12 protein-coding genes are annotated in these 12055 nt (G+C 58.1%); 4 read left to right on the forward strand and 8 right to left on the reverse strand.

Annotated elements, in window-relative coordinates:
- Window positions 1-8 precede the first annotated feature (8 nt).
- From ACKWJN_RS02530 to ACKWJN_RS02545, 4 genes are read right to left on the reverse strand one after another with little or no spacing between them, the layout of a single operon-like run.
- Window positions 9-911, reverse strand: a complete 903-nt coding sequence (locus tag ACKWJN_RS02530) for an ABC transporter ATP-binding protein (RefSeq protein ID WP_408594223.1) — start codon at window positions 909-911, stop codon at window positions 9-11.
- The gene (locus ACKWJN_RS02535) at window positions 908-1774 is read right to left on the reverse strand and encodes an ABC transporter permease (RefSeq protein ID WP_408594225.1); all 867 of its coding nucleotides are present in this window, start codon (window positions 1772-1774) and stop codon (window positions 908-910) included. Before ACKWJN_RS02535 ends, ACKWJN_RS02530 begins: the two co-directional genes overlap by 4 nt.
- Before the next feature lie 10 nt (window positions 1775-1784).
- A complete protein-coding gene (locus ACKWJN_RS02540) occupies window positions 1785-2738 on the reverse strand; it encodes an ABC transporter permease (RefSeq protein WP_408594227.1) in 954 nt (317 codons plus the stop codon).
- Complete coding sequence (locus tag ACKWJN_RS02545; RefSeq protein ID WP_408594228.1) at window positions 2739-4352, reverse strand: ABC transporter substrate-binding protein; 1614 nt, start codon at window positions 4350-4352, stop codon at window positions 2739-2741. It abuts the gene before it with no gap.
- 365 nt (window positions 4353-4717) lie between these two features.
- Between ACKWJN_RS02545 and ACKWJN_RS02550 the strand changes: the two genes are divergently transcribed.
- The 4 genes from ACKWJN_RS02550 (at window position 4718) to ACKWJN_RS02565 (ending at window position 8552) form a co-directional block, all read left to right on the forward strand.
- Window positions 4718-5422 carry a mobilization protein gene (locus tag ACKWJN_RS02550; protein ID WP_408594230.1) on the forward strand — a complete coding sequence of 235 codons (705 nt, stop codon included), beginning with the start codon at window positions 4718-4720 and terminating at the stop codon, window positions 5420-5422.
- Window positions 5423-5507: 85 nt separating this feature from the next.
- Window positions 5508-6779 (forward strand): Hsp70 family protein, encoded by a 1272-nt coding sequence (locus ACKWJN_RS02555; RefSeq protein ID WP_408594232.1) that lies wholly within the window; start codon window positions 5508-5510, stop codon window positions 6777-6779.
- A gap of 13 nt (window positions 6780-6792) precedes the next feature.
- Window positions 6793-7776, forward strand: a complete 984-nt coding sequence (locus tag ACKWJN_RS02560) for a Bug family tripartite tricarboxylate transporter substrate binding protein (protein ID WP_408594234.1) — start codon at window positions 6793-6795, stop codon at window positions 7774-7776.
- Window positions 7777-7841: 65 nt separating this feature from the next.
- On the forward strand, window positions 7842-8552 hold the full coding sequence (locus ACKWJN_RS02565) for a YebC/PmpR family DNA-binding transcriptional regulator (protein WP_408594236.1): 711 nt from the start codon (window positions 7842-7844) through the stop codon (window positions 8550-8552).
- A 4-nt stretch (window positions 8553-8556) separates the two neighbouring features.
- On the opposite strand, the gene ACKWJN_RS02570 is transcribed toward ACKWJN_RS02565, so the two are convergent.
- The 4 genes from ACKWJN_RS02570 to ACKWJN_RS02585 all read right to left on the reverse strand — a co-directional run.
- Window positions 8557-9537, reverse strand: coding sequence for an HD domain-containing phosphohydrolase (locus tag ACKWJN_RS02570; RefSeq protein ID WP_408594238.1), 981 nt, complete (start codon window positions 9535-9537; stop codon window positions 8557-8559).
- Between the two features lie 65 nt (window positions 9538-9602).
- A complete protein-coding gene (locus ACKWJN_RS02575; protein ID WP_408594240.1) occupies window positions 9603-10565 on the reverse strand; it encodes a Bug family tripartite tricarboxylate transporter substrate binding protein in 963 nt (320 codons plus the stop codon).
- A 1-nt stretch (window position 10566) separates the two neighbouring features.
- A complete protein-coding gene (locus tag ACKWJN_RS02580) occupies window positions 10567-11229 on the reverse strand; it encodes an RraA family protein (protein ID WP_408594242.1) in 663 nt (220 codons plus the stop codon).
- A 214-nt stretch (window positions 11230-11443) separates the two neighbouring features.
- Window positions 11444-12055: M10 family metallopeptidase C-terminal domain-containing protein (locus tag ACKWJN_RS02585; protein ID WP_408594244.1), on the reverse strand; the 612-nt coding region annotated here is incomplete at its 5' end.

Here is a 12055-nt window from a genome sequence, read left to right on the forward strand (position 1 = left end):
CGGCAGCGTCAGATGTGTATAAGAGACAGGGGTGGGTCACCCGTGAGGGGCGAGCGTTGGGTGCGGTGGCTTGGGTCCATCGACGGCACGGCAGACAGCAAGGCCCGCGTGTAGGGGTGTGCCGCCTGGCCGTAAATGCGCTCGACCGGGCCTTTTTCGACCACTTGGCCCAGATACATCACCATCACGTCGTCGCTGATGTAGTGCACCACATGCAGGTCATGCGAGATGAACAAATAGGTCAACTGCCGTTCGGCCTTGAGTTCTTGCAGCAAGTTCAACACCTGCGCTTGCACCGACTTGTCGAGCGCCGCCACCGACTCGTCCAAGATCACCAAGCGCGGATGAAACGCCAAGGCGCGCGCAATGTTGACGCGCTGGCGTTGGCCGCCCGACAACTCATGCGAATAGCGCGAGGCAAATTGGTCAGGCTCCAAGCCCACCCGTGCCAACAAGGCGCGCGCTTCTTGGGTGGCCAGCCCGACTGGCATGCCATGCACCTGGGGGCCATAGGCAATGGTCTCGCCAATCGTCAGACGTGGGTTGAGCGAGGCAAACGAGTCTTGAAACACCATTTGCAAGTTGCGGCGAAATTCTTTCAGGGCAATGCCGCCGTACTCGGCCACACCGTCGCCATCAAACACCATGCTGCCGCTGTCGGGGGCCATCAGGCGCGCGATCAAGCGCGCCGTGGTGGACTTGCCGCAACCCGACTCACCGACGATGCCCAGGGTCTTGCCCTTGGCCACCGAAAAGCTCACGCCGTCCACCGCGTGCACGAACTTGCGCTCACGCGAGAACAGGTCAGAGCGGACTGGGAAGTGTTTTTTCAAATCGCGCACCACCAGCAGAGGTTGGGCTGGCCCCCCCCGGTCTTGGGCTGGCATGGCAAGAGTAGATGAATCGGTCATTTGCGAATGTCCATGGCAGAACGCACACCATCGGCCAACAGGTTGAAGGCGATGGAGGTGATGAAGATGAACAAACCCGGCAGCGCCGCCACCCAAGGGTTGCTGTAAATCGCCGAGCGCAAGGTGTTAAGCATCAGGCCCCACTCGGGCTCAGGCGGCTTCACTCCCAGACCGAGGAACGACAGGCCCGAGGCCAAGATCATGCTCACACTGAGCAAGCCCGTGGCATACACAAACACCGGCCCGAGCACATTGCCCAGCACATGCACGCGGATGATCGAGAAGGCGCTGGCCCCGCTCATGCGCGCGGCTTCGATGTAGTCGAGCTGTCGCACCTGCGTGGTCACGCTCTCGGCCACCCGCACCACCTGCGGCACAAACACCAGGGTCAGGGCAATCAAGCTGTTGCTCATGCCGGGCCCCAAAGCGCCCGAGATGGCCACCGCCAACAACACCGACGGGAAGGCATAAAACACATCCAGCGCACGCATGATCACCATGTTGACGCGCCCGCCCACATAGCCGGCAAACAAACCAATAGAGGCGCCAATGCCAAACGCTGCCAGCACCGGCACCACGCCCATCAGCAAAGACAAGCGTCCGCCATACATCAAGCGCGTGAGCATGTCGCGGCCCAACTCGTCGGTGCCCAACCAATAGCCCGGGCTGCCCACGGGCAACAAGCGGCGCATCATGCTGGCCTTGAACGGGTCCGCCGGTGCCAGCCACGGTGCCAGCACAGCAGCCAACACAATGCACAGCAGCACGCAGGCACTGGCCAGGGCCACTGGGTCTTGGCGCAACTGACGCCCCACCACATGCCAATAGCTGCGGCTGGGGGCCAAAGAAACAGTCTGTGTCATGACATGCACCTCAGCTTCGACCCATGCGGGGGTCAATCAGGGGTTGAAGGATGTCGACACACAAATTCAACACCACAAAGAACATGCACAACACCAAAATCGTGCCTTGCAACAGCGGCATGTCGCGCTGAAAAATGGCCGTGTTCAACAAGAAGCCGGTGCCTGGCCAGGCAAACACCGTCTCCACCAAAATCGAGCCGCCCATCAGGTAGCCCACTTGCAAGCCCGCCACCGCCAACACGGTGGGCGCGGTGTTCTTGGCCACGTGTTTGAACACGGCCACGCCGCCCAAACCACGGGCACGCAAGGCCACCACAAACTCTTGGCCCAACATGTCAGCCACCAAGGCGCGCACGGTGCGCGTGATGATGCCCATCGGAATCACCGACAAGGTGATGGCCGGCAACACCAAGTGGCGCAGGTGCGCGATGTCCCACAACCACTCGGACGAACCACCGGGTCCCGCCCCCATGGCGGGGAACCAACCCAGCCAGATGGAAAACACAATCGTCAGCACCAGGCCCAGCCAGTAGTGGGGAATGCTCACCCCCACCACCGACAAGAAGGTCGCCACACGGTCGATCCAGCTGCCATGCTTGTACCCCGCCAGCGCCCCCAACACACAGCCCACCAGCACACCCAGGCCTGCCGCCACACCGGCCAAGACCAGGGTGTTGCTGACTGCGCCCAGCACCTCGGTGGCCACAGCGCGGCCCGAAGCGATGGAGGTGCCCAAGTCACCCTGCACCGCGCGCCACAGCCACAGGCCGTATTGCACGGGCACCGGACGGTCCAGGCCGTAGGCGCTCTTGAGGGCTTCGATCACGTCAGCGGGTGCGTCGGCTGGGGCAATGGCGTTGAGCGGATCGCCCGGCGCCAAGTACACCAACATGAACGACACCATGGTGACGCTGAGTGCGATGGGCAATGCGTACAACAGACGCTTGAGGAAGTACGTCAACATTTAGGGCATGCGGATGGTGGTGAGGTCTTGGAACCAGTGTTGGGCTTGCACAAACTCTTTCACCTTGGGTGACATGGCGTGCGGGTTGGTGTCATGCACCACCCACAACATCAAGGCGTCGTCCACCATGGTTTCGTGAATTTCGCCCAGCAACTTGTCTTGAATCTTGGTATCAAAATTCTTGCGGATGGTGTCGATGGCGCCGTCCACTTTGGGGTTGTTGTAGCCGCCCCAGTTCACACCATTGGGTGCGATGTAGCGGCTGTCCACAAAACGCGTGATGGCATAAAACGGATCGGCGGTCACATACCCGAGGTTGATGGCGGTGATGCCCTTGCCACCGTTCATGTCAGCCTTGGCCCCACTGCGCCAGTGCAGGTAGAGGTTTTCCAGCTCCACCACTTCAAACTCCAGTTGAATGCCAATTTCAGCCAAGCTTTGCTGGATGAACTCGTTCATCGGCAACGACAACATCTGACCGGTGCCGCCTTGGGCGATGATCACTTTGGCCTTGAGCGGTTTGGCGGGGCTGTAACCGGCTTGCGCCATCAAGGCCTTGGCTGTTTTCACGTCGTAGGTGATCTTGAACGAAGGCTTGCCGAACCATGGGCTGGTGCTGTCGAGCTGGCCTTTGGCGGGTGTGGCCAAGCCGTTGAGCAGCTTGACGATGGCGTCACGGTCAATCGCCAAGTTGGCGGCTTTGCGCACACGCACATCGGTCCAGGGTGAACCCGGCAGCGTGGAGAAGTGGTAAGGCCACACATGGGGGGTGACGTTTTGCACGATCTTGAAGCCCGAGCTCTTGAGCTGCGGCAGCACATCCGGCGGTGGCGTTTCGATGATGTCAACCTGCCCGTTCAACAAAGCATTGGCACGGGTCATGGCATCGGGAATCGGCACCAACACAATGCGGTCGGTCTTGGCGATGCGTGTCTTGTCCCAATAGGCGGCGTTCTTGACCAAGTCGGCACGCTCACGTGCCACCAGTTTGTCGAGCTTGAAGGGGCCGGTGCCCGAAGGTTGACCCGCCACTTTGTTCCAGTCACGGCCCATCTTTTCCCACTGTGCAGGGCTGGAAATCAAGAACCAAGGCAGCTGGTAGGGGAACAAGGCATCCACGTCTTTGGTGGTGATCTCCACCGTGAACTCGTCCACCACGCGGTACGAGGCAATCGACGGAATGCGGGGTCGCACTTGCGCGCTTTGCTTGGCATCGAACTGGGGCGACTTGTCGGACATGACCTTGTCCAAGTTCCACACCACAGCGTCGGCTTTGAAGTCAGAGCCATCATGAAACTTCACGCCTTTGCGCAGGGTGAAGAGCCATTTTTTAGGGTCCTTGGCATCGGCCTTCCAGGCACTGGCCAAGCCGGGCACCAGCTTGCCGGGGCGTGTGCCGATGTTGGCTTCCCATGCCACCAAGGGGTCATAAATGGTGTGGCCCGTGAATTGGTAAGCACCTGCGCCACGGTCAGGCTGGCCGGTGGTCAAAGGAATGTCGGCCATGGAGATGCCATAGCGGGCGACGGTCTCGGCCTGCACACCCGCGTGCAATGCCAAGGCAATGGGCAAGGCAACCAACCAGTGCGGCAGTTGCTGTGGGACAAATTTCATGTGGCGCTCCAATGTGAAAAGACAATCCACTGATTGCATGCAATGTGCCAACTTGCATGCAAAGCCGCATGTATTTCACAAGCCTATGTTTTGAAAGAGAAATTCTGAATTTGTTTGAACTTCAAAGATTCAAAACAAAAGCAGCCCAAACAAACAGCACAACTGGATTGCATGCAATCGCACCAATTCAGCGCACAGAAATCTAACTTGCACACAACTGGTGAGGGTTCGGTGCTTTCATGCGCCATGGCTGTCATCGCATGCGGTGTTTGCGCTTAGAAATGGTCTGCGCACGCTTCTTGCACGCGTAAACTCATCCACAAGCAATCTCGCTTGTGAATCTCCTCACTGACCAAAGAACAACCATGAGCTCACTCAATTTCATCGGCGGCGAAAAAGGCGGCGTGGGCAAGTCCGTCGTTGCACGGGTACTGGCGCAATACTTCATCGACAAAAATGCCTTGTTCACAGGCTTTGACACCGACCGCTCACACACCTCGTTCATTCGTTTTTACGAAGACTTTGCCTCGCCGGTCGTGATCGACAGTTACGAAGAACTGGACTTGATTGCCTCTGCGCTTGAAACAACTTTTGCAGGAAAAACGCAAAGCGTGATTGTGGACTTGGCGGCGCAAACCGCAGCCCCCCTGGCACGCTGGGTCAAAGACTCCGATTTGTTTGCCGTCATGGCCGACATGGGCGTGACCGTCAACTTCTGGCACATCGCCGACGATGGCAAAGATTCGGTGGACATGCTGGGCAAACTCGTCGACACCTATGGTTCAGGCCCGAACTATGTGGTTGTCAAAAACCTGGGACGTGGCAGCGACTTTTCACAGTTGGAGCAATCCACCGCCTTGGCCCGTGCTTTGCAATTTGGCGCGCGAGTGGTGTCGCTGGGTCAGTTGCAAGAAACCAGCATGCGCAAAATTGACCGCCAAAACGCCAGCTTTTGGGCCGCACTCAACCACCCCAGCGGCGACGACGCCTTGGGGCTTTTGGAGCGCCAACGCGTCAAAAACTGGTTGAAGAAAACCTACGACATGTTTGACAGCCTGCCCTTGCCCTGAAGCTTGACCCACACGGACGAGACGGCGCTCGCTGGGTGAGGCGTGGCGACCTAGGGTGGGTGAATTTGGGCCTGACAATTGGCAGATGAACCGTTCTACGTGTAAGACTCTTTCTCGCCCAGGCACACTTGGCATCGACTTTGGCACCTCCAACTCCGCCATGGCTTGGGCCCCAGCCCCAGGTGTCGCACAACTTTTGCAGCTAGAAGGCGAGGCCACGGCCATTCCAACGGCTGTGTTTTACAACGCCGAGGCCGACAGCACACACTTTGGTCGGGACGCGATCACCCATTACCTCGAAGGCACAGAGGGGCGTTTGATGCGCTCGCTCAAAAGCCTGCTGGGCAGTGCCCTGTTGCAAGAGACCACGGTGGTCAACCACCGTCAGGTCAGTTTTCAAGACATCATCGCCACCTTCTTGGCCATGCTGCACGAACGCGCCACGCAGACGCTGGGTGCGCCCCCAAGTCGCGTGGTGATGGGGCGTCCTGTGCATTTTGTGGACGACGACCCCGTGCGCGATGCGCAAGCACAAACGTCGTTGCTACAAGCCGCGCAGTCGGTGGGGTTTGAGGATGTGTCGTTTCAACTAGAACCGATTGCGGCGGCACTCGACTACGAGCGTCGCCTGACCCGTGAGCGTGTGGTGCTGGTGGCCGACATCGGCGGGGGCACCTCCGACTTCACCGTGGTTCGCTTGGGGCCCCAGCGAATGGGGCGTGCAGATCGCAGCGCCGATGTGCTGGCCACGCGCGGTGTGCACATTGGCGGCACCGATTTCGACCAACAGCTCAGCCTCGAACAGGTCATGCCCTTGTTGGGCTTTCGACACCTGGGTGCTCAGCAACGCGAAGTGCCCAACCGTGTGTTCTTTGACCTGACCAGCTGGCACATGGTTCAGTGGCTTTACCAACCCCGCGCTTTGGCACAAGCGCAGGCCTTGCGCACCAACTACAGCGACGAGTCCTTGCACCGCCGCTTGATGCGGGTGCTGACTGAGCGCCAGGGTCACCACATCGCACACGAAGTAGAACAAGCCAAGATTCGAGGCTCACAGCAAAGCGCGGACACGGTCATCCATCTGTCATGCATTGAACAGGGCTTGTCGGCGCCTCTGAGCGTGGCCGACATGCAAGCGCATCTGCACAGTCTGCTGACACGCGTCGTGAACTGCGCGTGTGAATGCGTTCACCTTGCAGGCCTGGGCGACAATGGTCCTGACACCATTTATTTGACGGGTGGCTCATCCGCTTTGAAACCTTTCCAGCAGGCGCTGCAAGCTCGCTTCAAAAACGTTGAGATGGTTGAGGGAGACCTGTTGGGCGGAGTCGCCTCAGGTTTGGCTTTGACGCTTTGAAAGGCAAATACCCATGCAACAACGGATCACATCAACGCCACGCTGCTGGCTTGGCTTAGCGGCCTTGCTGATCGCATGCAGTATGGGTGCACATGCGCAAAAGTTTCCGACCCATGCGGTCACGATCGTGAACCCGTATCCCGCCGGTGGTGGAGCTGACAACATTGCGCGCATGCTGGCCAACCACCTGAGCCAAGAATGGGGTCAAGCCGTCATTGTTGAAAATCGCCCTGGCGCTGGCACCACCATTGCAGCGGCCTACGTTGCGAAGGCCAAGCCCGACGGATACACCTTGCTGTTGAGTTCGACACAACACGCCATTGCGCCCTTGCTCTTTAAGAAATTGCCCTACGACTATCTGACCCATTTGTCAGCTGTGGCCACCTTGTCCTTCAGTCCGTTCGTATTGATCACGCCCATGGAGTCTGAGTTCCGCACCTTGGATCAACTGGTGCTGGGCCTCAAGCAAAAAGGCGACAAGATCAACTTTGGGTCCTCGGGTCTGGGCGGATTGCCCCATTTATCTGGCGTTCGACTCAACCAAGTCACCGGCGCTCAAGCCAGGCACATTCCTTATGCCGGCACGGCCCCTGCGGTGAATGCCATCTTGAACGGCAGCACAGACTTTTTGTTTGCAGACAATTCGATCATTCCGCTGATTCAAAGCGGCAAAGTGCGTGCACTGGCCGTGACGTCTGACAAGCGGACCGAGAGTTTGATGCAAACGCCAACGATGGCTGAAACCTTTGCCGGCTTTACGGCGACTGTCTGGACTGGACTGGAAGCACCTGCGGGAACACCCCGCCCCGTGATCGATCAGATTCATGCCTCACTGCTGAAAGTTCTCAAAGAACCCGCCCTGGTGAAGTTTTACAAAGACTCCGCGCGTGAGATGAAAATTCTCAATCCCGATGAGTTCACGCAATTCAAAGAGTCTGAGGTCAGAACCTATGAAAGACTGGTGCAAGACGCAAAGCTCAACCTCATTGAAAACTGAGTCCTGAACATCGGGCATTTCGAGCCATACACAAACAACAACACCAACACAAAGAAAGACCTGACATGGGTGCACAGTGGAAAGCAAAACACAAAGACGTGGCGGCCAATGCCAAAGGCCGTATGTTTGGCAAATTGGCCAAGGACATCATGATTGCCGCGCGCAACGGTGCCGACCCTGCAGCGAATGCGCGTTTGCGACTGGTCCTCGAACAAGCCCGCAAAGTGTCCATGCCCAAAGAAACCTTGGACCGTGCCATCAAAAAAGGCGCCGGACTGACGGGTGAAGTGGTCCATTTTGAACACGTGATGTACGAGGGCTTCGCACCGCACCGCGTGGCCGTGATGGTGGAGTGCCTGACCGACAACGTGAACCGCGCCGCCTCAGAAATGCGCGTGCTGTTTCGCAAAGGTCAACTCGGCACCTCAGGCTCGGTGGCCTGGGACTTTGACCACGTGGGCATGATCGAAGCCGAACCAGCACCCGGCGCAGACCCAGAGATGGCAGCCATTGAAGCTGGGGCGCAAGACCTAGAACCGGGCAACGAAGAAGGCACCACGCTGTTTTTGACCGACCCAAGCGACCTGGACTTGGTCAGCCGCGCATTGCCTGCGCAAGGCTTCACCGTGTTGTCGGCCAAGTTGGGCTACAAGCCTAAGAACCCCATTGACCCCGCCAGTTTGAGCGCACCTGACTTGGAAGAAGTGGAGGCTTTTTTGGCTGCCATCGACAACAACGACGATGTGCAAAACGTCTACGTAGGTCTGGCCGGATAAAACTTCAAACGGCTTGCATGACCGCCAGAAAATGGTCGGTCATGGTGGGGCAAAACAGCTTACCCCGATTGCTGGCGATGATGCGCAAGGCTTGTTGGGGGGTGCTGGGCTCTTCGGTGAACTCACCTTCAATGAGCTCTTCGTAGCACTCGACCAAGGCCACAATGCGTGCCCCCACAGGAATGGCCTCCCCCGAGAGTTTGTCGGGAAAGCCAGTACCATCGAAATACTCGTGGTGCGAACGAACGATCTGCCCGACACCGCTCAATTCCTCAGAAAAGCTCAAACTCATTTGTCCCAAGGCTGCGTGTTTGCGGTAGATCTTCACATCCCCCAGAGGCAATTCAAAATATTTGGTGCGCAAAATGTGGTCATTGAAAGCAATCTTGCCTGCATCGTGCAGCAAGCCTGCAATGAAAACCTCTTGTTGGTGGTCAGCATCCAAGCCCGCATGCTTGGCCACTTTGCGCGACAGGTGCGCCACTTTGCGCGAATGCTCCAACAACTCAGGACGGCGCAGGTCGATCAAACCTGAAAAAGCTTTGATGGACATCACGTAAGAGGATCGCAGTTTCGCATCCCGTTCGCGTGCTTGTTCCCAGATGTCGATCGCCGACTTGATCACCCCCAACAACTCGGCATCGTCCCAAGGCTTGGTCAAATACCGGTAAATTTCCCCTTGGTTGATGGCCGCAATCGCACCACCCACTTCGGCATTTCCGGTCAACAAGATGCGCATGCTGTGTGGCCATTGTTGACGCACATGGTCGAGAAACTCAACCCCATTCATCGCCGGCATTTGCATGTCCGAAATGACCACATGAAAGGCTTGTTCTGCCATCAACGTCAAGGCTTGTGCACAACTGTCTGCCGTCACCACTTGAAACCCCTCCAAGCTGATCATGCGTTTGAGCGCAGACAGGATGTTGGGTTCGTCGTCAACACACAGAATTTTGTAATCAGAAGGGTCGCGAACGGCTGTCATGACAAAGTCCAAAAAATAGTTTTAAGTGGCGTCAAGGTGAGGAGGAACAAGTTGAACGATTCAACTCACTCTTTAGGTGCCCCAGAATCTTTGACGATGGCTTCGTAGCGTTTGAGTTCAGACAAGGTGAACTTGACAAAGTCTGCCGACGAACCGCCCAACACCTCGGCTCCCATGTCGGTCAATCGGCTGCGGATCTCCGGCGACTTGAGCAACTTGTTGAACTCGGCGTTCAAGCGCTCCACCACCTCGGGCGGTGCATTGGCAGGCAGCATCAGGCCATACCAAGCAGACGCGATCATGGGTGTGCCCGCTTCCGCAAAAGTCGGCACTTGCGGCAAGGCAGGCAAGCGCTTGGCAGAAGCCACGGCCAAGGGTTTGAGCAAGCCACCACGAATGCTGCCCAAGGACCCGGTGTCAATCATCATGTCGATGTGACCGGCAATCAAATCTTGTGCGGCAGGCCCACTGCCTTTGTAGGGCACATGACGAAGGTCAATGCCAGCGGCGGTCTTGAACTGTGCGCCCGCCAAATGCTGCGATCCACCAATGCCTGCCGAACCGTAGGTGAACCCACCGGGCGACTGCTTGGCTGCCGCCACAACATCTTTGAGTGCATTCCAAGGCGACTTGGTCGGTACCACCATGACGTTGGGAATGGCACACAAGGACAACACAGGGCTGAAGTCGTTGACGGGGTCAAACCCAAGTTTGTTGTAAAGATATGGCGCCGCCGCGTTGGTGGAACTGGTGGCCAACAACAGGGTGTAGCCATCGGGTTTTTCTTTGACAAACGCCTGGGTGCCAATCACGCCACCTGCCCCGCCTTTGTTCTCCACCACCACGGGCACACCCATCGCCAATGACAGGGGCTGTGCCAACATGCGCGCGACCTGGTCGGTGGCGCCGCCGGCTGCCCATGGCACCAAAATTTTGATTGGCTTGTCTGGGTAGGCCGCGCAAGCAGCCCCCACCCAAGCGCTCAGGAAGGCGCCCAACAGGGCGCTGCGGCGTGTGACAGTGCGCATCTCAATGCCCTTTTTGTTTGAGGGCCACGCCCACCCAAGCAGAGGAGTAACGGCCATGCAAGATGTCTTGGATGGTCGCTTGCTCGTGGGCCACTTTCTCATGGGCCAGCGTGGCGATGTCTAACGCACGCTCTGCGGGCACCGCCACCAGACCATCGCCGTCGCCCACCATGATGTCGCCTGGGTTGACCATCATGCCACCCACCGTGACCGGCACGTTGATGCTGCCTGGGCCATCCTTGTAGGGCCCACGCAGATTCACACCGCGAGCCCAGCAGGGAAACTTGTGGGTTTCAAAGGCATCGACGTCCCGCACGGCCCCATCGATCACAAAAGCCAGCGCCCCTTGCATGCGCGCCGAGGTCATCATGATCTCGCCCACCAAAGCGCGGGTCACATCGCCCTCGCCGTCCACCACCAGCACGTCGCCCGGTTGCAACATGTCCAGGGCTTGGTGGATCAACAAGTTGTCGCCCGAGCGCACGCGCACGGTGAAGGCATGGCCACACACCGTCACGATGGACCGGTTGACCGGGTGCAAGCCCTCGGTGCCGACCAAGCGTCCCATCACGTCGCCAATGACGGATGAGGGCAAACCTTGCAAGGCTTGGATGCCCTCGGTGAATGGTTCGTGACGTGGATGAATGACGATTCCGCTAGACATGGGGGCTTTCCTTTACCGTGTGTATCTTCTGGTGTCAGCGCCGCACAGAGGTTCAAAACCACCGCGCACGCAAGCGCCTATTCTCAAACATTCAGGCGAGCTGTTGAGTGCTTGGCGCTGCACAGCATGCACACCCAAAAAAAGAAACCGAAGTATTCACAAAAGCCAGGGGTTAGCTCCAGGCAATGCCAATCTCCACTGTCCAACGTCGGATTCAAATCAAATACAAATCCGTGTGCGCCATCTGCACATGGTTGTCCAACACCCCAATCAACACCGCCTTGCCCTTGCCCGAGCCATCCGCGTCGTTCCACAGGTTGCCCGTGGGTTGGTCGTAAACGAAGCGCTGCGTTGTTGTGGTGGCAACAGTGCCCTGCACAAACTGGTTCGCCGCCAATGGGCCTGTGCCCAATGCTTTGTAGAGCAAGTGGTCCAGCTCAATCCGGTCGGTGCCCGACACGAAGTCGGTGATGTGATCGGTCTTGGTGTCGCCACTCAAGCGGAAGGTGTCTGCGCCCACTCCACCCGTCAAAGTGTCTGAGCCTTTGCCGCCGATCAGCACGTCGTTGCCTGCGCCGCTAATCAAGATGTCGTTGCCCGCTCCACCTGTGACCACGTCATTGAACTGACTGCCGGTGATGGTGGTGCCTGCACCAGCATTGGTCACGTTCCAGCCCTGGCCGTGCGTGATGCCAGACAGGTCCACGGCCATGCCCTTGGTGGTCAGGTTGGCTGTTCCGTCATTGAATGAATCGCTGGTCGCAGCCCAGGCTGCTTTGAGCGTGGCATCTGCTGTTGCGCCTGCTGAGACTTGCAAGATCTCTGA

The sequence above is a fragment of the Limnohabitans sp. genome, from assembly GCF_046052825.1.
In the GTDB taxonomy this organism is placed as follows: Bacteria; Pseudomonadota; Gammaproteobacteria; order Burkholderiales; family Burkholderiaceae_C; genus Limnohabitans.